The organism is Microbispora sp. CSR-4, from assembly GCF_008033685.1.
Taxonomy (GTDB): domain Bacteria; phylum Actinomycetota; class Actinomycetes; order Streptosporangiales; family Streptosporangiaceae; genus Microbispora.
The window spans coordinates 82,090-107,120 of record NZ_VJVX01000020.1 but is presented as its reverse complement, the minus strand read 5'-3'; the positions used below and the strand labels follow the sequence as shown (position 1 = coordinate 107,120).

Below are 25,031 nucleotides of genomic sequence, written 5' to 3'. Positions count from 1 at the left end.
GACTGTGCCAGGACGCGCGCCGGGCCGGAGCCCTGCCGGGCCACGGACGTGATCACGTTTGCTGGACGCGACGGACCCCGCCGAGTATCGCCCGGTGGGTCGGGCCCTCGGCTAGCTGCGGATGCGCAGGCCGCGTGGGGTGGGATGGAACCCGGCGGCTTCCAGGGCCTGCGCCAGGGGCGAGTCGGTGATGGCGGTGCCGTCCGCCCGCTCGACCGTCAGCTTCCCCAGGGCCCCCCGCTTCACGGCGACGGCCAGGGCCTGCACGGCCGGCCGCAGGTCCTCCTCGGGCCCGTACGAGAGCAGGGTCTTCCCGCCGCGCTCCACGTAGAGGATCAGCGTGCCCTCCACCAGCACCACCAGCGCGCCCGCCTTGCGGCCCGGCTTGTGGGCCACGTCGTCGGCGCGGTCCGGCCAGGGCAGGGCCGCGCCGTAGGGGTTGGCCGGGTCGGTCGCCGCGAGCACGACCGCACGGCGGGGCGGCGGCGGGGCGGGGATCGACCACAGGTCCTCGGCCGGATCGGGGCGTGTGGACGACTGCGCGGAGGACCGTGTGGATGACATGGCGCGCATGCGGTCGACCGCGCCCGGCAGGGCGAACTGGGCGCCGCCCAGACCTTCGACGAAGTAGCCCCGGCGGCACCGGCCGCTCTCCTCGAACGCGCGCAGCACCTGGTAGACGGCGGAGAAGCCGCCGGGCAGGCGTTCGGCGGTGATGCCGCCCCGCGTCAGCACGCCGTGCCGCTCCAGCAGGACCTCGGCCTGGGCGTGGGCCCGCTGAGTGCCGTCGGCCGACGGTGCGGGCAGCAGCCACCATCGGCCGCTCACGGTCGGCGGGCCGCTTCTCGTCGGCAGCACCGCGCGGTGGCGCCTGGTCGCCGGTGGCCGGTGGGCGGGCCGCCCGGTGCCCAGCGTCGAGCGAAGCGGGGCGAGCGTGTCGCCGGTGATCCGGCCGGCCCAGACAAGGTCCCACAGGGCCGCCGCCAGAGTCGTGTCGTCCGGCGCTGCGTTCCCGGGTGTGACACCCCGTGCGGTGTCCCCGGGCGTGGTATCCGCCGCCGCGTTTCCAGGCCTGACATCCGGTGTCGTGCTCGCGGGTGCGCCACCCGGCGTCGCACGGCCGGGTGTGACACCCCGCTCGGTGTCCCCGCGCACGGTACCCGCCGCCGCGTTTCCAGGCGTGACGTCCGGTGTCGTGTTCGCGGGTGTGACCCCCGGCGTCGGGCCGATGGCTCCCGGCTGCGGGGCGCCGGTGGCGCGGCCGAGGATTCTGGCCCGGCGGGCCGAGGCGGCGTCAGGGCCGGACAGAGGCGGCACCGCATCGCCGAGCGCCGCCGCCGCGATCCGGTTGGACAGCTCGCGGAAGAACAGCGCGCCGCCCCCGCTCAGGATCTCCAGGATCTGCTCGTGCAGCGGAGTCATGCTGATCTCCGACGGCTCGGGGAGCAGCAGGGGCGCGGTGTCAGCGAAGTAGAGACCGACCCATCCGTCGCCGCCGGGCAGGGACCCCTGGCCCACCCAGACGACCTCTCCTGACGAGGTCAGTTCGTCGAGGAGCGCGGGGGAGTATCCGGGCACCCGCGCGGGGAGCACCAGCGACTCCAGCGCGGAAGCGGGGACGGCCGCCCCCTGCAACCGTTCGATCGCCGTGATCAGCGCGTCCATGGCCCGCGCCGAGCCGTGGCCCTGGCCGCCGTGGGCGCCGGGCTCCGCGAGCCCGGTCCCGCCGCCGGCCTGCCAGCCGCCCGGTCCGCTCTGCGAGCCACCAGCCTGCGCGCCGCCGCCCTGCCGACCTCCGGCGTGCCAGCCCTCAGCCTGCCCGCCGCCGGTCCCACCCTGCCGGCCGCCGCCCTGGCCGCCGGGTCCGCGCTGTGCGCCGCCGGTCTGGCCGGCGCTGGTCCCGCCTTGCCAACTGCCGCCCTGGCCGCTGCCGGCCGGTGCGCCGCTCTGCGGGACGATGCCGTGCCAGGCGGGCAGGAACGCCGCCAGCGTCTCCGGAGGGACCGGCTCGACCTCCTTGCGGAGCCGCGCCAGCGACCGCCGCCGCAGCAGCCGCAGCACCCCGGCGTCACACCACTCCTCGCCCCGGCCGCCGGGGCGGAACTCGCCCGCGACCCCCCTGCCCGCCACCGCGAGACGGCGCAGCGCCTCGTCCACCACCGCCACGCCCACACCGAAGCGCGCGGCGGCCGTGCCGGAGGCGAACGGCCCACGAGTGCGGGCGTGGCGCGCGACCAGGTCGCCGAGCGGATCGGGGGCGGCGGCCCGGCCCGCCGCGCCGGACCCACCCGCGAGGGGCGCTTCGAGGAACTCATGCGGGACGCCCACCGGCAACGGCACCCCGAGCGCGTCGCGCAGCCGCCAGGCGTCCTCCACCGCGGCCCATTGCTCGTGGCCCGCCACGCGCACCCGGATGGCCCTGCGCGCCCGCTCCAGGTCGGCGAGCCAGCCGGGGTCTCCCTCACGGATCGAGACGTCCTGGGCGAGCAGCGGGCCGTGCGAGCGCAGCAGGTCGGCGAGGTCCTCGGCGTCGCGCAGCGGCCTGTCCAGCCGCGCCAGCTCGCGCTCGGTCTCGGCCACGACATCCGGATCGAGCAGTTCCCGCAGGTCGGCCTGTCCCATGAGCTCGGCGAGGAGCGCGGTGTCGAGGGCGAGCGCCTGCGCCCGCCGTTCGGCCAGCGGCGCGTCACCCTCGTACATGAACGCGCCGATGTAGTTGAACAGCAGGGACGCCGCGAACGGGGACGCCTGGGAGGTCTCCACCTCGACCACCCGCACCCGGCGGGCGGCCACGTCGCGCATGAGCTCCACCAGGCCCGGCACGTCGAAGACGTCCTGCAGGCACTCGCGCATCGTCTCCAGCACCACCGGGAACCCGGCGTACTTGCTCGCGACGCCGAGCAGGTGGGCCGCACGCTGGCGCTGCTGCCACAGCGGGCTGCGCCTGCCGGGCGAGCGGCGGGGCAGCAGGAGGGCGCGTCCGGCGCACTCACGGAACCGGGAGGCGAACAGAGCCGAGCCCCCCAGCTCCTCGATCACGATCTCCTCGATCTCCTCGGCGTCGAACACCGCGACGTCGGTCGGCGCGTCCTCGAAGGTGTCGGGCACGCGCAGCACGATGCCGTCGTCGGAGTGGACGGCCTGAACGTCGATGCCGTACCGCTCGCGCAGCCGCCGCCCGATGGCCAGCGCCCAGGGGGCGTGGACCCGCGCCCCGAAGGGGGAGTGGATCACCACGCGCCAGTCGCCCAGCTCGTCGCGGAACCGCTCGACCACGAGCGTGCGGTCGTCGGGCACATAGCCCGTCGCCTCCCGCTGCTCGGCGAGGTAGGCGAGCAAATTGCCCACGGCGTAGTCGTCGAGCCCCGCCGCGCGGATGCGCTCGCGCACCTTCGCCGGGTCGCCCCGGCCGCCCGCCCCGGCGGCGGACAGCTCGCGGAGGAACGCGCCGATCGCCCGGCCGAGCTCGGCGGGCCGGCCCGGCGTGTCGCCGTGCCAGAACGGCAGCTTGCCCGGTTGCCCGGGAGCGGGGGAGACCAGCACCCGGTCGGCGGTGATGTCCTCGATCCGCCACGAGGTCGCGCCCAGCACGAACACGTCGCCGACGCGGGACTCGTAGACCATCTCCTCGTCCAGCTCGCCCACGCGCGACGCCTTCTCGCCCACCAGGAACACGCCGAACAGCCCGCGGTCGGGGATGGTGCCCCCGTTGGTCACCGCCAGGCGCTGGGCCCCGGGACGGCCCTGGAGGGTGCCCGTCACCCTGTCCCAGACGATGCGCGGCCGCAGTTCGGCGAACTCCTCGCTCGGGTAGCGCCCGGCGAGCATGTCGAGCGTCGCCTCCAGCGCGCTGCGCGGCAGCGTGGCGTACGGCGCGGCCCGGCGCACCAGCGTCTCCAGCGAGTCGACGGTCCACTCGTCTAGTGCGGTCATCGCGACGATCTGCTGGGCGAGCACGTCGAGGGGGTTGCGCGGATAGCGGATCTCCTCGATCTGCCCCGCGCGCATGCGCTCGGCCACGACGGCCGTCTGGACCAGGTCACCCCGATACTTGGGGAAGATCACGCCACGGGACACGGCCCCGACCTGGTGTCCGGCGCGGCCGATGCGCTGCAGGCCGCTCGCCACGCTGGGCGGCGCCTCGACACAGGCCACCAGATCGACCGAGCCCATGTCGATGCCCAGCTCCAGGCTGGAGGTGGCGACCACGGCGGGCAGGCGGCCCGACTTCAGCGCCTCCTCGATCTGGGACCGCTCCTCCTTGGAGACGGAGCCGTGATGCGCGCGCACCACCTCGGGGATCACGCCGCCCGAGGCCCCCGCCTGGGCCATCAGCTCCGACGGCATGGCCGCCTGGCCGGTCCGCCGGACGTCCCCGCGGGGCGGCTCAGGCCACGAGGCGTCCGCGTGCTCGGTGTCCCCGTGCGCGGTGTTCCCGTTCGCGGTGTTCCCGTTCGCGGTGTCCGCGTGCGCGGTGTCCGAGGGGTGAGCATCGGGGTCTTCGCGCAGACCCGACCATCGCGCGTGCAACTCCTCGAAGGCGTCCGACCAGTGGGCCGGATCCCCCGGGCTCGGACTGTCGCCCGGCGCGGGTGCGGTGCGCCGTTCCCAGGCGAGCTCGTTGAGCCGGGTGCACAGACGCTCCGACAGACGCCGCGAGTTGGCGAAGACGATCGTGGACCGATGGGCCTCGATCAGGTCGAGAAGGTGCTCCTCGACATGCGGCCAGATGCTTCTGCGGTGCTCCGGCGACTCGCCGTCGGCGCCGGGCGGAGGCGGTGCCAGCTCGGTCATGTCCTCGACCGGCACCACGACGTCGACCTCGATGACCTTCTCGGAGGGCGGCTGCACGACCGTGGCCGGACGGGACCCGCCGAGGAACGTCGCCACCTCCTCGACCGGCCGTACGGTCGCCGACAGGCCGATGCGCTGGGCCGGAGCGGGCAGCAGGGCGTCGAGCCGCTCCAGGGTCAGCGCGAGGTGCGCCCCGCGCTTGGTCCCCGCGACGGCGTGGACCTCGTCCACGATCACGGTCTCGACGCCGCGCAGCGCCTCGCGCGCCTGCGAGGTGAGGATCAGGAACAGGGATTCGGGCGTCGTGATCAGGATGTCGGACGGCCGGGCCGCGAAACGACGCCGTTCCTCGGCCGCGGTGTCTCCGGAACGGATCGCAACCGAGATGTCGGGGGCGGGCAGGCCCATCCGCAGCGCCGTCTGCCGGATGCCCGTGAGCGGAGCCCGAAGGTTCCGCTCGACGTCCACCGCGAGAGCCTTCAGCGGGGAGACGTACACGACCCGGCAGGGCCGGGGCGGCCCCGCGTCGCCCTTCCGGCCGCGTCGCGCACCGCGGCGGCCGCCTGGCCCCCGCGCCTCGGCCCCCGGCGAGGAAGGACGGTCCGCCTCGGCTCCCGGCGAAGCCGGGCCCGTCGTGTGCTCGACGGCGAGGCGATCGACGGCCCAGAGGAAGGCGGCGAGCGTCTTGCCCGACCCGGTGGGCGCGACCACGAGCGTGTTCTCACCGCGCGCGATCGACGACCACGCGCCCTCCTGCGCGGCGGTCGGCGTCGCGAAGGCGCCGGTGAACCACTCCCTGGTCACCGGGCTGAATCCGTCGAGCGCACCCACCTGCCCATCATGCATCGCCCCACCGACAGAAAACGCCGCACCGCCATCCCGCCGCCGGGCGACGGGCATCGCCGGGAGCGGAGCGCGCCGGAACGGAGGAGACGGCGAACGCGGCTGCTCCCTTTACGCGTCTGGTACGAGATGCCGCTGTCGGGACATGCTTCCTCAGTATGGAAATCGACTACGCGGCCATCGAGGCGGAGCGCGCGCGGATTCGCGAACGCTACCTGAGCGAGCGCCGTGCCCCCAGCAGCGCAAGGGGTCTGCACCACTTCGCACTGATCTCGTCCGACGTCGAGCGGACCATCCGCTTCTACCAGGAGCTCCTCGAGTTCCCGCTGACCGAGATCTTCGAGAACCGCGACTACCGCGGGTCCAACCACTTCTTCTTCGACATCGGCAACGGCAACCTGCTGGCTTTCTTCGACCTCCCCGGCCTCGACCTGGAGCCGTACAAGGAGGTTCTCGGCGGGCTCCACCACATCGCGATCTCCGTGGAGCGGGCGACGTGGGAGCGCCTGCGCGGCAAGCTCGACGCCGCCGGGGTGCCCTACCAGGTGGAGAGCGGCGCCTCGATCTACTTCCGCGACCCGGACGGCGCGCGCCTGGAACTGCTCGCCGATCCCCTGGGCGAGATGTACGGCTCCCGCGTCATGTGACCCCGTCTCCCGACAGCGGGGTGGAAGGCGCCCGCGGCCCGGACGAGCATCCGGGCCGCGGCGTCATACTGAACGCATGCGCCTCACAGACTTCTGGAACAGGATGCGCCGCCACTTCGGTGAGGCGTACGCGGAGTCGTGGGCGAAGGACTACGTGATCTCCGGGCTCGGCGGGCGTACGGTCGAGCAGGCCCTCGCGGAGGGCGTGGCGGCCAAGCGGGTCTGGCAGGCCGTCTGCCAGGAGGTCGACGTGGACCCCAGGCTGCGCTGATTCCTCTCTCCTTCTGAGCGGCGGGCCGCGCGGGCGTTGTCGCTCCGTGGCGGCCTCCGTCCCGCGCCGCGGCGGTGTGGTCCCGCCACACGCCGATTCGTCCATGCCCCATGCCTTCCGTCGCCTATGGCAATCACTTGAACGACGGTTGAGTGCTTGCTAGCGTGTTGACTGGATGAACACGGAGGAAGGGCATGACCGGAGATCACTTCAGTCCCGATGAGGCGCTTCAGGAGATAGGGCGCGTGGATCGGCAGGTCAGGCATTCATCGCGCGGGCCCGGGCGGGCATACCTGCTCGTGGGACTGGCCACGATGCTCTACTGGCCGGCGATGTTCCTCGGTGGCCGGCCGCTGCCGATGCTCGCCGGGGTCGGGTGGATCATCCTGACGGTCGCCCTGTGCGTGTACTGGGCCCGGCTGCGGGTGCACAACCGGCTGCTGAAGCAGATCAACAGGCCGATCTCGGCCGCGTACGTGGTGACGATGATGGTGCCGTTCGTCGTCGGCATGTGCCTGCGTCCCGACCGGCCCGATACGGGCTGGACGGTGGTGCTCGTCGCGCTGTCGGTGCTCGCCGGGCTGCCCCTGGTGTACGGCGGACTCCGCCTGATGAGGAGCTGATGAGAGTCCATCCACGCCACGAGCTCGACGAGATCATCCACGCGCCGGTGCGGCTGTCGATCATGGCGGCCCTGGCGGCGGCGGACAAGGCCGACTTCCGCTTCCTCCGCGACACCATCGAGGTCAGCGACTCGCTGCTCAGCAAGCACATCCTCACGCTCGAAGAGGCCGGCTACGTCCACGTGGAGAAGACCTTCGTCGGCAAGCGGGCGCGCACCTGGCTCTCGCTGACCGATCAGGGGCGTGCGGCCTTCGAGACCTACATGGACGTTCTGCGACGGATTGTGGAGGCAACCCCCCGTGCTTGAAATCGACGGCCTGCGCAAACGCTATGGAGACAAGACCGCCCTCGACGGGGTGGGCTTCGCCGTACGGCCGGGCGAGATGTTCGGGTTCGTCGGCGCCAACGGCGCGGGCAAGACGACGACGATGCGGATCGTCATGGGCGTGCTCGACGCCGACTCCGGCGAGGTGCGCCTCGGCGGTCGCCCCCTGACGTACGACGACCGCCGGACGTTCGGCTACATGCCGGAGGAGCGCGGCCTCTACCAGAAGATGAAGGTCGCCGAGCAGATCGAATACTTCGGCAGGCTCCACGGGCTCGCCCCGGCCGCCGCGCGCTCGGCCACCGACGCCCTGATCGAACGGCTCGGCCTGGTCGAGCGGCGCGACGACGCCGTGGAGGCGCTGTCGCTCGGCAACCAGCAGCGGGTGCAGCTCGCGGTCGCGCTCGTCCACGAACCGGCGGTCCTGATCCTCGACGAGCCGTTCTCGGGCCTCGACCCGCTGGCGGTCGACGCGCTCGCGGAGGTGCTCAAGGACCGCGCCGCCGCGGGCGTGCCGGTGATCTTCTCCAGTCACCAGCTCGACCTGGTCGAACAGCTCTGCGACTCGGTCGGCATCATCTCGGCGGGCCGGATGGTGGCGTACGGACCGGTCGGCGAGCTGCGCGAGAGGGAGGGCCGCGGGGTGCTGCGGGTCGTGGTCAGGGACGCCGCGCCCGGCTGGGCCGACGGCCTGCCCGGCGAGCTCACCCGCGAGGGCGACCGCGACGTCCTGCTGTGCGACGAGGGCGACGACCAGGACATCCTGCGTACGGCGATGGGAGCCGGCCGGGTCGAGCACTTCGGCCGCAGGCAGCCGACGCTGGCCGAGATCTTCAGGGAGGCGGTGGCATGAACGGCCTGTGGCTGGTGGCCCAGCGGGAGATCCGCACGCGCATCAGGACGAAGTCGTACCTGATCAGTCTGGCGGTCAGCGCGGTCCTGGTGGCGGCGCTCGCGTTCCTGCCGAAGGTCCTGGGTGGCGACGACACCTACGACGTCGGCGTGGTGGGCGAGGCGCCCCCGCCCGCGGCCCAGCTCGCGTACTCCCGGCTGCCGGACGAGGCGGCGGCGCGGAAGGCCGTGGTCGACGGGGACCTCGACGCGGCCCTGATCAATGGAAACAAGGTCCTCGCGAACGGCGAACTCGACCAGCGGCTGGGACTGATCCTGGAGAGCGCCCACCGCGACGCGCAGATCAAGTCGGCCGGTCTCACGATCACGCCGTTGACGGTGGAGTCGGTCGGCGCCGACGCCCGCTATCAGGGCGTGCGCACCGGCATCGCCACCCTGATCGTGATGGTGCTGTTCTTCCTGCTCATCTACTCCTCGATGTTCGTCGCGATGGGCGTGGTCGAGGAGAAGGGCAGCCGCATCGTGGAGATCCTGCTCACCTCGGTGCGTCCCTGGCAGCTCCTGGGCGGAAAGATCGTCGGGCTGGGGGCGCTGGGGCTGGTCAACCTTGTCGTGGTCATCGCCGCCGGTCTGTCGGCGTCGTCCGCGACCGGCTTCACGGCCGACCTGCCGCCCGGAATGGGGGGAATCGTGGTCAGCGCGGTCGTCTGGTTCGTGCTGGGCTACGCCTTCTTCTCGGCGCTCGCCGCCGCCTTCGGCTCCCTGGTGTCGCGGCAGGAGGAGCTCAACAGCGTCCTGACGCCGATGACCATGCTCATGATGTTCACCTACCTGACGGCCTACTTCGCCGCCGTCGAGCCGACGGGCACGGTCGCGCGCGTGCTGTCGTTCGTGCCGCCGTTCTCCTCGATGGTCATGCCCGTCCGTACGGCGGCCGTCGACGTGCCGCTGGTGGAGATCCTCATCGCCGCGGTGCTCATGGTCGTGGCCGTGGTGGCCGTCCTGCTGGGCGCGGCCCGCGTCTATCAGCGGGCGGGGCTCCGCACCGGCGCCCGGGGGAAGCTGGGCGAGGTCGTCCGCTGACGGCAGGGTGAACCCGTTCGCTGGTAGCAGGGCGAGGTCGTTCGCTCCCGGCGGGGGGTGAGGCGTTCTCTGACGGCGGGGGCGAGGCGTTCGCTCCCGGCGGGGCGCGGACGGAGGATCATGGGGGCCGGGAGAGGGCCTGACCGATCAGCTCGGCCGCACGGCCGGGGTCGTCGGCGCTCTCCTGGCCGCCCGGAGCCCACAGGAACATCCATCCTTCCCCGGAGGGCGTCGCGAAGACGATCGTCTGCCTGCCGGTGCCGGGGTGCCGGACGGACAGGACCGGATCGTCCGTGCCGAGCAGCCGCGCGGAAAGACCCTGCCCGGACAGTCGCGCCGCGAGCGCCTCAAGGCGGGCCAGACGCTGTCGGCTGTAGTCGCCGGTGCCCGTCACGTAGCCCCTCCAGCGGGGAGATCCAGCTTCGCTACAAGAATCGTCGCAGGTCAGCGCGCTGACAACCACGGCAGGGTAAGGCCCGGGAATGTAACGGCACGGTTGGGACGCCGTTCGTCCCCGGCTCGGCCGCGGTTCCGCATGTGATCGAACAGTCGTTCGGCTATATTGGACTGGTCGCCGCCGGGGTGCGCGCCGTCAGGTCGCCGGGGCGCGACAGGCTCCCGGCCCACCTCTCGGGGCGGTGTGCGGGAAGCTCCGGAAAATGTCGGTGGCACCCCGTAGCTTTTCGGTGACCGAGCAGACGACACCCTTCAGGGGGCACCCAATGGCAATCAACGACCGCGAGAAGGCCCTTGAGACCGCCCTCGCGCAAATCGAGCGGCAGTTCGGCAAGGGCAGTGTCATGCGCCTCGGAGACGAGGCGCGTGCCCCGATCGAGGTCATCCCCACCGGTTCGATCGCTCTCGACGTCGCCCTCGGCATCGGCGGCTATCCCCGCGGCCGGATCGTCGAGGTGTACGGCCCAGAGTCCTCCGGTAAGACGACGGTCGCCCTGCACGCCGTGGCCAACGCCCAGAAGGGCGGCGGCATCGCCGCGTTCATCGACGCCGAGCACGCCCTCGACCCCGAGTACGCCAAGAAGCTGGGCGTCGACGTCGACGCGTTGCTCGTCTCCCAGCCGGACACCGGTGAGCAGGCGCTGGAGATCGCGGACATGCTGATCCGCTCCGGCGCCGTCGACATCATCGTGATCGACTCGGTGGCGGCCCTCGTGCCGAAGGCCGAGATCGAGGGCGAGATGGGCGACAGCCACGTCGGTCTCCAGGCCCGCCTGATGTCGCAGGCCCTGCGCAAGATCGCCGGTGCGCTGAACCAGACCCGGACCACCGCCATCTTCATCAACCAGCTCCGCGAGAAGATCGGCGTCATGTTCGGCAGCCCCGAGACCACCACGGGTGGCAAGGCGCTGAAGTTCTACGCGTCGGTGCGGCTGGACGCGCGCAGGATCGAGACGCTCAAGGACGGCACCGAGCCGGTCGGCAACCGGACCCGGGTGAAGGTCGTCAAGAACAAGATGGCCCCGCCCTTCCGCCAGGCCGACTTCGACATCCTGTACGGCGTAGGCATCTCCCGCGAGGGTGGGCTGATCGACATGGGCGTCGAGCACGGGTTCGTGCGCAAGGCCGGCGCCTGGTACACGTACGAGGGCGACCAGCTCGGGCAGGGCAAGGAGAACGCCCGCAACTTCCTCAAGAACAACCCCGACATCGCCAACGAGATCGAGAAGAAGATCAAGGAGAAGCTCGGAGTCGGGCCGCGGCTCGACACGCCGAGCGAGCCCCCCGCAGCCCCGGCGACGCCGGCCGCCCCCACCTCCGGCCGGGGCAGCAAGGCGGCCAGTGCGCCCAAGCCGGGTGACGTCTGAGCGCAGGCATGAGGCGCGACGAGCCCCCTGGCCCGGACGGCGAGATCGGGCCGGGGGACTGGAACTCGGGACCCTGGGCGCCGGCCGAAGAGCCGCAGAGGCCCGCTGAGGACGTCTCCGCGACGATCGCCGCCCTCCGCGAGCAGATCCGGCGCGCGGAAAGCGGGCGTACGGACGGCGGGCGTGCGGAGACCGGGCGTGCGGGCAACGCGCGTACGGAGACCGGGCGTGCGGAAAACGGGCGTTCGAGGATCGGCGGGCAGGAGATCGGCCGCGAGGCGAGCGGGCGGGCGGAGGCGGGCCAGGAAGCCGGCCCTATCGGCCGCCGACGCCAGGGACGTGGCCGCACGCGCGGAGACCGGGCAAGGCTGCAAGAGCCGGGCGCACGGGGAGACCGGCCCGCGCCGGGAGACTGGGCGAGCCCGGGGGAGTCGGCCGCGCCGGGACGCCGGGCAGGCCGTGGAGATTGGGCAGGCTCGGAGGGACCGGGCGTGCCGGGAGACCTGGCAGGCCGTGGAGATTGGGCCGGCTTGGGGGAGCCGGGCACGCCGGGACGCCGGGGGAAGCGTAGGAGGTCCGACGGGTGGCTTCCTGACGGGCCGGAGGAGGGCACCGCGGCGAGCGCGGGGCCGCCGGCCGACCCGGAGGCGGTGGCCAGGGCCATCTGCCTGAGGCTGCTCACGATGGCCCCCAAGACCCGGGCTCAGCTAGCGGACGCCCTGCGTAAGCGGGACGTGCCCGAGGATGCGGCGAACGCCGTGCTTGAGCGGTTCTCCGAGGTCGGGCTCATCGACGACAAGGCGTTCGCCGCCGCGTGGGTGAGCTCCCGGCACACCGGTCGCGGGCTGGCCCGCCGCGCGCTCGCGCAGGAACTGCGGCAGCGTGGCGTGGCCGAGGAGACGGTCAAGGACGCCGTCGGGCAGCTTGATCCGGACGAGGAGGCCGAGACCGCACGCAGGCTCGTCGACCGGAAGCTGGCCGCCACCCGTGGGGTGGAGCCGCAGGCTCGCATGCGACGATTGGTCGGCATGCTGGCCCGCAAGGGCTACTCGCCGGGGCTGGCCTTCCGCGTGGTCCGAGAGGCGATCGAGGCCGAAGGCAGCCCGTCAGATGGGCTTCCGGAGACCTTCGAGTGAGCCATCGCACCACGCAAAAGTCACTTGACAGGGCATCTTTGCTTGCTCGTTACCTCTCTGACGCTTAATCTCGACCGCAGTGAGGAGTTACTCCGCGCAGCGCGGATTGCCATAACGGTGAACCACGACGGACGAGAGACATTGACCGGCCTCCGGGCCATATCGGCCGCCCCTTGGGGCGTCCGGGCATTGCGACGATATTTGTCCTGGTGACGCCACCGGGCGCTGCCGTGCTGCGCGTGTGACCTCTGCCAATAGTTGTCGTGAGGGGTGAGCGCGCATGGACACGATCGTGATCGTTCTTGCGGTTGCGGTAGTGCTGCTGGCTCTCGTGATGATCGCCGCCCTCGTCATAGTCATGCGCCGCACCGGCGTCGTCGCACCGTCCGGCCCCTCGCCCGAGCAGCTCGCCGAGGTGAAGGCCGAGGTCAACGAGGAACTCGAACAGGCCAGACGCGAGGCCGAGGAGATCCGCACGAAGGCGGAGCGTGACGCGGGGGAGATCCTCAAGAAGTCGGAGACACTCGCCGAAAGCGCAGCGCTGATGCGCAAGGAGGTCGAGGAGGAGGCGCGGATCCTCAAGACGGAGCTCAAGGAACTGCGCTCCGACCTCGAGCGTCGCGAGAACCGGCTTGCTGAGCGTGAGCAGCGGCTTGACGAGGAGGCGCGCAGACAGACGGAGCGGGCCCGCAAGCTGGCCGAGACCGAGACCGAGCTGGCCGACCGCCGTGAGGAGCTGGAGCGGGTGGCCGAGCGGCGGCAGGAGATCCTGGAGCGGGTCGCCGGCCTGACGGCCGAGCAGGCCAAGGCGGAGCTGGTCAAGGAGATCGAGAACCAGGCCAAGCGCGAGGCCGCGCTGATCGTCCGGGAGATCGAGAGCGAGGCCCGGAAGGAGGGCGAGAAGCGCGCCTGCAAGATCGTGACACTGGCGGTGCAGCGGGTCGCCACCGAGCAGACGGCCGAGTCGGTGGTGAGCGTCCTCCACCTGCCCGGCGACGAGATGAAGGGCCGCATCATCGGCCGCGAGGGCCGCAACATCAGGGCGTTCGAGTCCACCACCGGGGTCAATCTGATCATCGACGACACGCCGGAGGCGGTGCTGCTGTCGTGTTTCGACCCGGTCCGGCGGGAGACGGCCAGGCTGACGCTGGAGAAGCTGGTGCTCGACGGCCGGATCCACCCCCAGCGCATCGAGGAGGCGTACGAGCGCAGCAAGGCCGAGGTGCGGGACCTGTGCGTGCGCGCGGGAGAGGACGCCCTGGTCGAGCTGGGCATCACCGAGATGCACCCCGAGCTGGTCACGCTGCTGGGCCAGCTCCGCTATCGCACCTCCTACGGCCAGAACGTGCTCAAGCACCTGATCGAGTCGGCGCACATCGCCGGAATCATGGCCTCCGAGCTGGGGCTCGACCGTGACCTCGTCAAGCGGTGCGCGCTTCTGCACGACATCGGCAAGGCGCTCACCCACGAGGTCGAGGGCAGCCACGCGATGATCGGCGCGGAGATCGCCCGCCGGTACGGCGAACACGAGGACGTCGTCCACGCCATCGAGGCGCACCACAACGAGGTTGAGGTCAAGACCGTCGAGGCGGTCCTCACCCAGGCCGCGGACGCGATCAGCGGCAGCCGCCCCGGTGCCCGGCGCGAGTCCCTGGAGGCGTACGTCAAGCGGCTGGAGCGTCTGGAGGAGATCGCCCAGTCGTACGACGGTGTGGACAAGGTCTTCGCCATGCAGGCCGGCCGGGAGATCCGGGTGATGGTCCGGCCCGACAACGTGGACGACATCCAGGCCCAGGTCATCGCCAGGGACGTCGCCAAGCAGGTCGAAGAGGAGCTGACCTACCCCGGCCAGATCCGCATCACCGTGGTCCGCGAGTCCCGTGCCACGGAGTTCGCCCGGTAAGCCCCATCTGAGAGCCTCACCCCATGAAGCCCCGGCAGGTACGCCTTGCCCGGTGCCGCCTGCCCTGCGGGGGTCGCTCGGCGACGCCCCGTCCGCTCCCCACCTTGCCCGGTAGGCGGCGCCCCTCCGGTGAGCATCGCCGCGTGAAGCCTCGGCCGGCATAGTCCCGGCCCTCATGCCCCACAGCCCGGGGCGCCCACGGCGAAGGGCCCCCGTCCAATGCTGGACGGGGGCCCCGGTCGTGTGGGGACTGCCCCGGTGGGGCGCCCCCCGTCGGCTCAGGCCTTGAGGCTGAGCGCGTCGGCGAGGTCGTTGAGCGCCTTCGCCAGCGTCGCCTGCGCCTTGACGGAGGTGTCGAGCTGGTGGGAGACGGCCCGAAGCTGCGCCACCGCGGCGTTCTTCTGCGGCCCGTTCGTGAACTGCTCGGCCCGGTCGACGAACTTCTGTACGTTGTCGGCGGTGTTCTTCTTCATGGTGCCGGTGCGCAGCGCCTGCGCGTAGTAGGCGCGCACCAGGGGGAAGCTCGCCGGCCACGTCACCCGAGGCTGCTGCTGGGTGTTGAACCGGTCGAAGGTGGCCGTGGCAGCCGCGTCGATCTCGGCCTGGTCCAGGTGCTGGCTCGCGGTCAGCTTGAACGCGTCGATCCCGCGGGCGATCTCGCTGCCGTATACGTTGCCGTTGTAGTAGTACGCGGACCAGAAACCGCCGAGGAGCAGCGAGGTCGCGCTGACCGGGCCGCGGTCGAAGTACGCGATCTCGTGCGGGTTGGCCGAGTCGGTGAAGTCGAACACCGAGACGCCGCCCTGATACCAGGCCTGGACCATGATGTCCCGGCCGGGCACGGGAACGAGCGACCCGTTGTGCGCGACGCAGTTCTCCTGGTTCGTCTGCGGCACGGGCAGCTTGTAGTAGCTGCGGAACTTCAGCTTGCCGTCGACGATGTCGAAGATGGCGTCCGCGCCCCACGAGGGCTCGTCGGTGACACGGCACCGCGCCCCGGTGCCGCCGCCCCACTCGTCGGTGAAGACGACCTTGGTCCCGTCGTTGTTGAACGTGGCCGAGTGCCAGTAGGCGAAGTTCGGGTCCGTCACCGCGTCGAGCCGCTTGGGGTTGGCCGGATCGGAGATGTCGATCAGGAGGCCGTTGCCCGCGCACGCCCCGGCCGCGAGCCCGATCTCCGGGTAGGCCGTGATGTCGTGGCAGTGTGTCGTGACGGGCGACGGCGACCAGGACGAGCCGGACGGGTGCTGCGGGGACTGCGGGGCGTTCTGGAGACCGTTGATCGCCCCGGTCTCCGGATCGGTGAACAGGCGCGGTGTGGAGACGACCGCCGCGGTCTGCGGGGCCGCCAGCGGCACCTTGATGACCTCGATACGCCACTGGGACGTGTTCGGGTCGGTCGCCGCGGTGTTGGCGCAGCCCGCGAGCTCCGAACCCGACCGGACGCTCGCCGTGCCCTGCACGTAGACGTACACGTTGTCCGGGTCGTTCTTGCCGGTCACCAGGGTGTGGGTGTGCGAGCCGCGGCAGGTCTGGACGGCCGCCACCTGGACCGGCCTGCTGATGTCGCTCACGTCGAAGATCCGGACGCCGCGGAAGCGGTCCGGGTTGACCGTGCCGCTCGCGCCCTGCGTGCCGCAGTCGATCCTGCCCCGGGTCTCCTCGACCGACATGAACAGCAGGTTGCCGTACACCGACAGGTCGCCCTGGCCGCCCGGGCACACCACGGACGTGGTCAGCACCGGATTGGAAGGCGTCGAGATGTCGTAGATGTTGAAACCGGTGAAGTTGCCGACGAACGCGTACTTGCCGCTGAAGGCCATGTCCGAGTTCGCGAACGACGAGTTGCCCGGGCTGGAGGCCTGATAGAAGCCTTCAGGCTTGTCCCGGTGGGCCAGGAGTTCCAGCCCCTGGCTCGCCTGCTGAGCGTCCAGCCAGCCTGCTCCCAGGCCGGTTCGTGGATCGGCGTCGTCCGCCATGGCCGTGGCGGGCAGGAGGCCCACCAGGACCGCCCCTGCGGCGACGACTCCGATCTTCCTCAATCCAGCACGCCCCCAACGTGCTGCCGCACGACTGATTCTCAAGGGTCGCACCCCTCCTTTTCTGATCTTGCCGGCGTGACCCATTGCGACGTGCGACAGATCTCGGGGCCCGGCCCGACCCAAAAGATCTACGCGGCGTTTGGGGGACACTAACTGAATATGGGGCGAATGTGCTATACCCCTTCACATCCTCCGGTTTGGCCGGTATCCCCCAACCGCCGACGAAGCGAGCGCAGGCCATGATCTCCTCCCCGTCGTTACGGCAGCTTCTCGCGCTCGCGCTGGCCGCCGCCGCGATCAGTGCCTGTACGGCCGAGACCGCCGCACCCCCCGCCACGGTGAACGTCGTGCAGCCGGGGGCACCGGGACAGGGCAGCAAGGTCTTACCGGCCGGTGAGGTGCCGAGCTCCGACAGCAGGGAGTACACCGACGCCGACGTGCGGTTCATGCAGGGGATGATCCGGCATCACTCGCAGGCCCTGCGCATGACCGCGCTCGTCGCCGGGCGCAGCGAGAGCAGCGACCTCCCGCGTTTCGCCAAGCGGATCGAGATCTCCCAGCAGGACGAGATCGACCAGATGGTGCGCTGGCTCAGGGCCCGGCTCCAGCAGGTGCCGAGCGTGGGCTCCGGCGGGGGACACGACCACGGCGGCGGGGAGCTCATGCCCGGCATGCTCAGCGAGGCGCAGTTCGCCGAGCTGGAGCAGGCCAAGGGAGCGCGGTTCGACCGGCTCTTCTACGAGTACATGATCCAGCACCACCTGGGAGCGCTGACCATGGTGGAGCGGCTCTTCGGTGACGGGGGAGGCGAGGAGTCGGAGATCAACCAGTTCGTCACCCATGTCGATGCGGACCAGCGCATCGAGATCGACCGGATGCGCACGCTTCTCGCCGGGACGGACGGATGACCGGCTCCGCTCAGCGGAAGATCTGCAGGTAGAACGACAACTCGGCGGCGAGCGCCGCCGCTCTGGTCTCCAGCCGCCGGAATCCGTGGGCCTCTCCCTCGAAGGTCAGATAGGTGCAGGGCACGCCGCGCGCCAGCAGGCGCTCGGCGAACGCCCGCGACTGGGCCGGCGGCACCACCGGGTCGGCGAGCCCCTGCATGAGCAGCATGGGGCAGTTCACCCGGTCGGCCCGGGCCAGCGGCTCGCGCTCGCCATACCGGTCCTCGGGGCCGACCAGCCACTCCACATAGCGCGACTCGAAGTCGTGGGTGGCCGCGACGAGCGGCCCGAGCGCGCTGACGCCCGCCACCGAGACGCCGCCCGCGAAGACGTCCGACGCGCCGCAGGCGGCCATGACCGTCCACCCGCCCGCGCTCGCGCCGCGTACGGCGATCCGCGCGGGGTCGGCGAGACCTTCCGCGACCAGCCACTTGGCCGCGGCGATCACGTCCTCCACATCGGTCACGCCCCACCGGCCGCGCAGGCGCTCCCGGTAGGCCCGGCCATATCCGCTGGATCCGCCGTAGTTGACGTCGATCACGCCGATGCCGCGGCTGGTGAAGAACGCCTTGTCCAGGCTGAGCTCGCTCGTCGCGTGCCCGGTGGGCCCGCCGTGCACGAACACGACGTAGGGCGCGCCGCCCTCATCCGGCTGTCGCGGCGGATACAGGTACGCGTGGACGCGGACGCCGGGCGCCGCCCCGAACTCGACGGCACGAGGCGTGGGAAGAGCATCGGCGGGGACGTCGTCGATCTCCCGGCGCAGTTCCTCGGCCCGAGCCACCCGAGCGGCCCGAGCCACCCGAGCGGCCCGAGCCACCCGAGCGGCCAGGGCACCAGGGCTACGGTCGGCGCGGTCGTCGGCCGGGTCTCCGGGGCTCAGATCGGCAGGTCGGTCGAGGCCGCTCCCGCCGTGGTCGGCATGGCCGTCGGCGGGGTCTCCGGGGCCTGCGGTGGTGTCGATCCGGACGACCGAACGCGGCGCGCCCGCCCGGTAGCCGAGGCCGACGAGCACGTCGCCGTCCGCGTCCAGCATGGGCGCCCAGCCCTGGAAGGGGACGTCGAGATCGGAGAGCGTACGCGTCTCCGGGTCGAGGACGCTCAGGCGCAGGTCGCCGCGTCCGTGCAGCACGGCGAGCCGCCCGTCGCCCAGCACGGCGTACGGCAGGCCGCCGAGCTGCCACAGCGGGCCGGCGAACTCCTCCTCCGCCGGGCAGAGGGTCTCGCACGACGAGCCGGTGATGTCGGCCCGGTAGAGGTTCCACCAGCCCGACCGATCGGAGACCGCGTACAGGCGCCGCTCGTCGCACCACACCGGCGCGAGGACCGACTCGGCGGTGCCGCCCAGCACCGTCCGCGTGGCGCCGTCGGACAGCCGCGTGACCCGCAGCTCGGTGCCGGTCCAGGGCATGTGGGGATGGTTCCAGCAGATGTAGGCGAGGTGCCGGCCGTCGGGGGACGGCGTGGGCGAGGCGTAGAAGTCGCTGCCGGTGACCACCTCGGCGATCTCGCCGCCGATCGGATCAATGGCCACGATCGAGCGGGTGACCTTGGCATCGTGGTGGTGGCGTTCCCGGACGCACCACACCCGCAGACCATCCGCGCCGTCCTGGACCCGCAGGTCGGCGTAGCGCAGCGTGCCGGGCTCGTCGGGCTCCGGCGTGACCGGAGAGGGCCGCTCCACTCCCGGGCCGCCGCCGGTGCGCGGCCTGGCGAGATAGAGCCTCTGGTCGGCGTGGTGCGCGAAGACGATCCCGTGGCCGGGGACGACGACATAGGACCGGCCGCCGTACTCGTGCACGCGCGTACGGGCGTCCCAGGGCGCGGGGAGCAGGTCGGTGAGGGAGCCGTCGGCGGCCCGGTGGACGACGGTGCGGCGGCCGCCCTCGGCGGGGCGGTCCTCCTCCCACCACGTCTCCCCGCCCAGCACGGTCGGGAAGCCGAGCCGCCGGCCGGCGCGTGCGACGTCGGCGGTGGAGATGGACGACGGCCGTGGCGAGAACGGCCTCGGGCCAGGCGTGGGGGGCATGACCGCATCCTGCCGGACGAGCCCGCTTCCGGGGGCGTGAATGCGGCAACGCGTCAGTCGAGGGACGGGGGAGTGGTGTAGCGGGTGGCGAGCGCGCCGAGCTGGTCGATCACCGTACGCTTCCAGGTGCCGTCGTCGAACATCCGGCGCAGCGCCTCCTCGACCTGGTCGCGCAGCGCGGGCGTCTCGGCGGCGATGCCGTACTTCTCGGTGGCCAGGGACCCGCCGCTGAAGCGGAACCTGCCGGGATACTGCGCCGACAGCCCGGCGAGCACGGGGGCGTCGGCCACGATCGCGTCGGTCCTGCCGGAGGCCAGCAGCGGCGCGCAGGCCGCGGGCAGGTTCGCCTCGGCGAGGAAGACCTGGCGCCAGCGGGTGCCGAACCGCTTCACGAGCGGCCCGGCGGACTCCCGGGTGGCGCAGACGCGTTTGCGGGCGAGGTCACGCGGGCGGCGGATGGACAGGTCGCCGGCCCGTACGAGGACGTCGGTGCTGGTGACGAGGTAGGGGCCGGCGACATACCGGGAGCCCGCGGGGCCGGTGGCGCCGACGACGAGATCGGCCCGCGTGGGGTCGAGCGTGTAGACGACCTGGTCGTCGCGGTAGCCGAGCGCCCTGGCGACGTATTGCGCGACCTCGATGTCGAAGCCGCTGTAGCGGCCGTCGGGGAGCCGGGTGACCAGGCCCGGCTGCCCGGAGCGCACGCCGACCACCAGCGTGCCGGCGTTCCCGCATCCACCGGTCAGGAACGCGGCCGCAAGGACGCCGACCACGGCAACGCCACGCCACACGCGCTCAATATCGAGGTCGAGCCTGTCCCCCCGCCAGCAGCGACACGGCAAAGCTCCCTTTACCCGGGACTCCCGCAGGTCAGCGCATCAGCGCGACCTCGCCGCCCGCGGCCGCCTCGGCGGCGGCCGGGTCGGCCGCGACCTTGCGGCTGCGCCTGCTGCGCCGTTCCAGCCAGTTGGCGAGGTAGCCAAGCGCCAGGTTGATCATGATGTAGACCGTCGCGATCACGATGACCGAGGGGATGAGGTTGGCGTAGTTGGCCGGCACCACGCGGGCGCCCGCGTTCAGCAGGTCGGCGTACGCCACGACGAACCCGAGCGCGGTGTCCTTGAGCAGCACCACGAGCTGGCTGACGATCGCGGGCATCATCGCGGTCACCGCCTGCGGCAGCAGGATCAGCCGCATCACCTGGTTCTTGCGCAGACCGATCGCGGATCCCGCCTCGGCCTGGCCGCGCGGCACGGCGAGGATGCCCGCGCGCACGATCTCGGCCAGGACCGACCCGTTGTAGACCGTGAGACCGAAGACCACGGCCGCGAACTCGGTCACGACCAGCCCGGCGAGGCTCCCGCCGTACTGGGCGAAGAAGATCAGCATGAGCACCGGGACCGCGCGGAACGCCTCGACGACCACCCCGGCCGGGATCCGCACCCAGCGGTGGTCCGACAGACGGGCGATGCCGAACACGGCCCCGAACAGCAGCGCGAGCACCGCGGCGAGCGCGGCGGCGACCAGCGTGTTGAGCAGCCCGGGCAGGATCAGCTCGGTCCAGGTCTCGCCCCGCAGGAACGGCTCCCACAGCTTGCCGTCCCACTGGCCCTTCTCGTCGAACTTCGTCCAGACGAAGTACGCCACCAGCAGCAGGACGACGCCGAACACGAGGGTCAGCACGTTGTTGCGCAGGCGGGCGCGCGGGCCCGGGACGTCGTAGAGGACGGTGGCGCCGCGTCCGCTCATCGGATCACCGCCAGGCGCCGGGCCAGCCGGCCGGACAGCAGGTTCAAGGGGAGGGTCAGCACGACGAACCCGGCGGCGAAGCCGAGGAAGATGGGAATGATCGCGTCTCCGTGGGCGTCGAACAGGTTCTTCATCCGCAGCGCCGCCTCCATGACGCCGATCGCCGCCGCGACCGTCGTGTTCTTGACCAGGGCGTTCAGCAGGCTGCCGAGCGGAGCGATGACCGTGCGCACCGCCTGGGGGAGGATCACCAGGCGGAGCGTCTGCAGGAACGTCAGCCCGATCGCCCGGGCCGCCTCCGCCTGCCCGAGCGGCACGGTGTTGATCCCGGACCTCACGACCTCGCACACGAAGGCGGAGGTGTAGGCGGACAACCCGATGATCGACAGCCAGAAGCTGTTGAGCGACAGGTCGTCCCGGGAGAACTGGACGCTCATCACCGTGCCCAGACCGAGGCCGCAGAACACGATGATGAGCGTGAGGGGCGTGTTACGCAGCACGTTGACGTACACCGCGCCCGCCCCTCGCAGCACCGGCAGCGGACTGACGCGCATGGCCGCCAGCACGATCCCCCAGACCAGCGAGATCACCCCGCTGACCACCGTGAGCTTCACCGTCAGCCAGAACGCGCCGAGGATGACGGGAAGCTCGTCGACGACGGCCTCCACCGCCGGCCTCCTCTCAGTGCCGCTTCCGCGCCGTCCTAGTAGCGGTCGACGGCCGGCGGCGTGGTGAAGTACTTGCCGAACTCGCCGAGGTTGGCGTCGAGGGCCGCACGCCAGCTGCCGTCGTTGAAGAACTTCTCGATGGCGTTGTTGATCGCGTCACGGCCGGCCTTGTCGTCCTTCTTGATGCCGATGCCGTACCGCTCCTCGCTGAACGGCTGGCCGATCAGCTTGAACTTGCCGGGGAACTGGGCGGCGAACCCGGCGAGGATCGTCGCGTCCGTGGAGATGGCGTCGACCTGGTTGTTCTCCAGCAGCGGCAGGCAGGCGCCGTACCCCTGCTGCTGGGTGAGGTTCTTGGACTCCCACTCGGGCCCGAACTTGTCGGCGAGCCGCTTCGGCGACGACGAGCCCTGGGCGCCGCAGACCTTCTTGTCCTTGAGGGACTCGACCCCGGTGATCGAGGTGTCGTCGGCGCGGACGAGGATGTCCTGTCCGGTGACCAGGTAGGGCCCGGCGAAGGAGATCTTCTGCTTGCGCTCGTCGGTGATGGAGTAGGTCGCGACGACCATGTCCACCTGGCCCTGCTGGATGAACGGCTCGCGGTTGGCCGACTGGGCCTCCTTGAACGTGATCCCGCTCTCCGGCACGCCGAGTTCCTTGGCGACGTACCTCGCCACGTCGACGTCGAATCCGCCGTAGCTGCCGTCGGGCTTCTTCAGCCCCCAGCCCGGCTGGTCGATCTTGATGCCGACCACGAGCTTCTTGTCGTTCTTGGCCTTGTCGACGATCGAGTCCGCACCGGAGTTGCCGCAGGCAGTCAGGCCGGTGGCCAGGGCGGCCAGCGCGAGCAGGCCGGCTCCGAATCGCATCCGCGTCACCTTTCGCTTCTTGTGGAGCTTGTCGTGAGCTGGGATCTAGTGAGTGAGGATCTTGGAGAGGAAGTCGCGGGCGCGCTCGGTGCTCGGCTGGGTGAAGAACTCCGAGGGCGACCCCTCCTCGACGATCTGGCCGTCGGCCATGAACACGATCCGGTTGGCCGCCCGGCGGGCGAAGCCCATCTCGTGGGTCACGACCATCATCGTCATGCCGTCCTTGGCCAGACCGGTCATCACGTCGAGCACCTCCTGGACCATCTCGGGGTCGAGGGCCGAGGTGGGCTCGTCGAAAAGGATCATCTTGGGGTCCATCGCCAGCGCGCGGGCGATGGCCGCGCGCTGCTGCTGGCCGCCGGAAAGCTGGGCGGGATACTTGCCCGCCTGCGTGGCGATGCCGACCCGTTCGAGCAGTTCCATGCCCCGCTGCTCGGCCTGCTGCCGGGCGACCTTGCGCACCCTGGTCGGGCCGAGCGTGACGTTCTCCAGGATCGTCTTGTGCGAGAAGAGGTTGAAGGACTGGAACACCATCCCGACCTCGGACCGCAGGCGGGCCAGGGCCCGGCCCTCCGCGGGCAGCTCCCGCCCGTCGAAGACGATGGTCCCGGTGTCGATAGTCTCCAGCCGGTTGATCACCCGGCACAGCGTGGACTTGCCGCTGCCGGACGGGCCGATGACGACGACCACCTCGCCCCGGCCCACGCTCAGGTCGATGTCCCTGAGCACATGCAGGGGACCGAAATGCTTGTTGACTCCCTCCAGTCTGACAAGCGGGTCGGAACCACTGATCTCCGTCATGGTCAACAACGTAGGGGGGTCAACGTCGCCGCGTCACTAACGGAGCGGTACCGAATAGATCACATCCCGGCTGCTCAGGACATCACTCCCGGTTTGTCCGTACGGCTCCGGCGGCCGGCGGTGGGACGGGGCTCATCGGGGCCGGAGAGCGGCTTGATCGACTGACGGGGAACTCACCGAATGACCGGAAAGCTGAAAAGGCCGGCATGACCGGTGCCGTGCGAACTGCGGCCGGAGGTCTGCGGCGCTTCGCGGACGGGCAGGCGCAGGACGAACCGTGCTCCCTTTTCGCTGTCCTGGATGGTCAGCGTGCCGTGATGCGCTTCCGCGATCTCCCGTGCGATCGCCAGCCCCAGCCCGGTCCCCCCGGAGTCTCGGTCGCGTGAGGCGTCCAGCCGGGTGAAGCGGTCGAAGACCCGTTCCCGGTGTTCCGGGGCGATCCCGGCGCCGTCGTCGAGGACCTCCAGCGTCGCCGTCGGCCCGTCGGCCCGCACGCTGACGGTGATCAGCGAGGTGGCGTGCCGTTCGGCGTTGTCGAGCAGGTTGACCAGGAGGCGGGTGATCCGCAGCGGGTCGCAGTCGACGAACACGTTCCGCCGGAGATCCCGCACGATCCGCATCCGGTAGTCGTGGCGGTCGAGCTCCTCGCCGACCAACCGGCCGAGGTCGGTCGCACTGAGGTCGAGCGGTGCGCGGGCGTCCAGCCTGGCCAGGGTCAGCAGGTCGGTCACGATCGCCTGGAGCCGGTCCACGCCGGTGAGCACCGCCCCGGCCATCCTCGGCCAGTCGGTGTCGTCCGGATGCATGAGGGCGTCTTCGAGCTGCGTCCGCATGGCGGTGAGGGGGCTGCGCAGGTCGTGCGAGGCGTCCGAGGTGAACTGCCGCAGTTGCTTGTACGCGCCTTCGAGCCGGTCGAGGGTGTCGTTCACCGTTCCGGCCAGGAGGTTGATCTCCTCCTGGTTGTCGCACGCCACGGGGACCCGGCGGTGCAGATGGGTGGCGGTGATCTCCGCCAGTTCCGTGCGGATGGCGTCCACCGCGGTCATGTCCCTTTTGACCACGTGGAAGGTCCCGGCCGCCGTCATCGCGGTCGCGAGCAGGGACATGCCGATCGCGAAGGACAACGCCGCCGTGTTCCCGAACCAGGGGACGGTTGGAACCGCGATGTAGAGGAGCCACGGCCCGTCCGGCTGATAGACCTTGTACGAGAAGACGGTCATGCAGTCCTTCAGCCCGGCGGGAGGGCACAGCACCCGTTCGGCGTGCACGCTCGCGCTGGGCGCGCGGAAGGTGGCCATCGGGGGCTTGTGCGCGAGTTGCGGCGTGGACGCGACGACCTGTCCCTGCGTGTTCAGGACCTGGATCGCGATGTCGCGGCCCGCCGGCAGCATGGAGGGGAGGTATCCCTCCCTGATCAAGGGCACCGTGCGGTCCCACGCCCCGGTGGCCCGGTCCCGGGCCATGTCGGCGTCCTTGCTGCCCACGACGAAGAGGAAGAGCAGGCTGACCCCGGTGCAGACCAGCGCTGCGGCGATGGAGTAACCGACCGTCCTGCGGACGAGAATGGATGATCGGTTCCAGTTGGGCATCGTTTCGGCCAATCGGTGGGGAGCGTTGGTTTCTGC

20 protein-coding genes are annotated in these 25,031 nt (G+C 71.2%); 10 read left to right on the top strand and 10 right to left on the bottom strand.

The features are described 5' to 3' along the window. Nucleotides 1-111 precede the first annotated feature (111 nt). On the bottom strand, nt 112-5,625 hold the full coding sequence (locus FLV34_RS42495; RefSeq protein WP_261985810.1) for a DEAD/DEAH box helicase: 5,514 nt from the start codon (nt 5,623-5,625) through the stop codon (nt 112-114). Nucleotides 5,626-5,795: 170 nt separating this feature from the next. Between FLV34_RS42495 and FLV34_RS17070 the strand changes: the two genes are divergently transcribed. The 6 genes from FLV34_RS17070 to FLV34_RS17045 all read left to right on the top strand — a co-directional run bounded on the left by FLV34_RS17070 (nt 5,796) and on the right by FLV34_RS17045 (nt 9,439). Continuing rightward, a complete protein-coding gene (locus FLV34_RS17070) occupies nt 5,796-6,284 on the top strand; it encodes a VOC family protein (RefSeq protein ID WP_142650532.1) in 489 nt (162 codons plus the stop codon). Between the two features lie 76 nt (nt 6,285-6,360). Further along, entirely contained in the window at nt 6,361-6,555 is a 195-nt protein-coding gene (locus FLV34_RS17065; protein WP_142650533.1) for a DUF3046 domain-containing protein, read from the top strand. Nucleotides 6,556-6,800: 245 nt separating this feature from the next. Next, entirely contained in the window at nt 6,801-7,178 is a 378-nt protein-coding gene (locus FLV34_RS17060; RefSeq protein WP_142650534.1) for a hypothetical protein, read from the top strand. Then, the gene (locus FLV34_RS17055; RefSeq protein ID WP_142650535.1) at nt 7,178-7,486 is read left to right on the top strand and encodes a transcriptional regulator; all 309 of its coding nucleotides are present in this window, start codon (nt 7,178-7,180) and stop codon (nt 7,484-7,486) included. The genes FLV34_RS17060 and FLV34_RS17055 overlap by 1 nt, the downstream gene beginning before the upstream one ends. Continuing rightward, nucleotides 7,479-8,357, top strand: a complete 879-nt coding sequence (locus FLV34_RS17050) for an ABC transporter ATP-binding protein (RefSeq protein WP_142650536.1) — start codon at nt 7,479-7,481, stop codon at nt 8,355-8,357. Before FLV34_RS17055 ends, FLV34_RS17050 begins: the two co-directional genes overlap by 8 nt. Then, nucleotides 8,354-9,439 (top strand): ABC transporter permease, encoded by a 1,086-nt coding sequence (locus tag FLV34_RS17045; protein WP_147943546.1) that lies wholly within the window; start codon nt 8,354-8,356, stop codon nt 9,437-9,439. Before FLV34_RS17050 ends, FLV34_RS17045 begins: the two co-directional genes overlap by 4 nt. A gap of 118 nt (nt 9,440-9,557) precedes the next feature. Here FLV34_RS17045 and FLV34_RS17040 read toward each other — a convergent pair whose 3' ends face one another. Continuing rightward, a complete protein-coding gene (locus FLV34_RS17040; RefSeq protein WP_142650538.1) occupies nt 9,558-9,833 on the bottom strand; it encodes a hypothetical protein in 276 nt (91 codons plus the stop codon). 328 nt (nt 9,834-10,161) lie between these two features. Between FLV34_RS17040 and recA the strand changes: the two genes are divergently transcribed. From recA to rny, 3 genes are all read left to right on the top strand, one after another. Next, nucleotides 10,162-11,262, top strand: coding sequence for a recombinase RecA (recA, locus tag FLV34_RS17035; protein WP_142650539.1), 1,101 nt, complete (start codon nt 10,162-10,164; stop codon nt 11,260-11,262). A 530-nt stretch (nt 11,263-11,792) separates the two neighbouring features. Further along, the gene (recX, locus tag FLV34_RS42490) at nt 11,793-12,398 is read left to right on the top strand and encodes a recombination regulator RecX (protein ID WP_261985809.1); all 606 of its coding nucleotides are present in this window, start codon (nt 11,793-11,795) and stop codon (nt 12,396-12,398) included. A 280-nt stretch (nt 12,399-12,678) separates the two neighbouring features. Further along, on the top strand, nt 12,679-14,301 hold the full coding sequence (rny, locus tag FLV34_RS17025) for a ribonuclease Y (RefSeq protein ID WP_142650541.1): 1,623 nt from the start codon (nt 12,679-12,681) through the stop codon (nt 14,299-14,301). A 278-nt stretch (nt 14,302-14,579) separates the two neighbouring features. Here the strand turns inward: rny and FLV34_RS17020 are convergent, their stop codons facing one another. Beyond that, nucleotides 14,580-16,343: an LVIVD repeat-containing protein gene (locus tag FLV34_RS17020; protein WP_240971911.1), complete on the bottom strand. Its 1,764-nt coding sequence runs from the start codon at nt 16,341-16,343 to the stop codon at nt 14,580-14,582. 239 nt (nt 16,344-16,582) lie between these two features. On the opposite strand from FLV34_RS17020, the gene FLV34_RS17015 reads away from it, so the two are divergent. Continuing rightward, nucleotides 16,583-17,251 carry a DUF305 domain-containing protein gene (locus FLV34_RS17015; protein WP_147943544.1) on the top strand — a complete coding sequence of 223 codons (669 nt, stop codon included), beginning with the start codon at nt 16,583-16,585 and terminating at the stop codon, nt 17,249-17,251. 10 nt (nt 17,252-17,261) lie between these two features. Here the strand turns inward: FLV34_RS17015 and FLV34_RS17010 are convergent, their stop codons facing one another. The 7 genes from FLV34_RS17010 to FLV34_RS16980 form a co-directional block, all read right to left on the bottom strand. Continuing rightward, nucleotides 17,262-19,319 carry a prolyl oligopeptidase family serine peptidase gene (locus FLV34_RS17010; RefSeq protein ID WP_147943543.1) on the bottom strand — a complete coding sequence of 686 codons (2,058 nt, stop codon included), beginning with the start codon at nt 19,317-19,319 and terminating at the stop codon, nt 17,262-17,264. Nucleotides 19,320-19,372: 53 nt separating this feature from the next. Next, nucleotides 19,373-20,110, bottom strand: a complete 738-nt coding sequence (locus tag FLV34_RS17005) for a transporter substrate-binding domain-containing protein (protein ID WP_168066346.1) — start codon at nt 20,108-20,110, stop codon at nt 19,373-19,375. A 79-nt stretch (nt 20,111-20,189) separates the two neighbouring features. Next, nucleotides 20,190-21,068, bottom strand: a complete 879-nt coding sequence (locus FLV34_RS17000) for an amino acid ABC transporter permease (RefSeq protein ID WP_142650546.1) — start codon at nt 21,066-21,068, stop codon at nt 20,190-20,192. After that, nucleotides 21,065-21,736, bottom strand: a complete 672-nt coding sequence (locus FLV34_RS16995; protein ID WP_142650547.1) for an amino acid ABC transporter permease — start codon at nt 21,734-21,736, stop codon at nt 21,065-21,067. Before FLV34_RS16995 ends, FLV34_RS17000 begins: the two co-directional genes overlap by 4 nt. A gap of 35 nt (nt 21,737-21,771) precedes the next feature. Beyond that, nucleotides 21,772-22,605, bottom strand: coding sequence for a glutamate ABC transporter substrate-binding protein (locus FLV34_RS16990; protein ID WP_142650548.1), 834 nt, complete (start codon nt 22,603-22,605; stop codon nt 21,772-21,774). A 45-nt stretch (nt 22,606-22,650) separates the two neighbouring features. Further along, nucleotides 22,651-23,406 (bottom strand): amino acid ABC transporter ATP-binding protein, encoded by a 756-nt coding sequence (locus FLV34_RS16985; RefSeq protein WP_142650549.1) that lies wholly within the window; start codon nt 23,404-23,406, stop codon nt 22,651-22,653. A 173-nt stretch (nt 23,407-23,579) separates the two neighbouring features. After that, entirely contained in the window at nt 23,580-24,995 is a 1,416-nt protein-coding gene (locus FLV34_RS16980; RefSeq protein ID WP_142650550.1) for a cell wall metabolism sensor histidine kinase WalK, read from the bottom strand. Nucleotides 24,996-25,031: the final 36 nt, after the last annotated feature.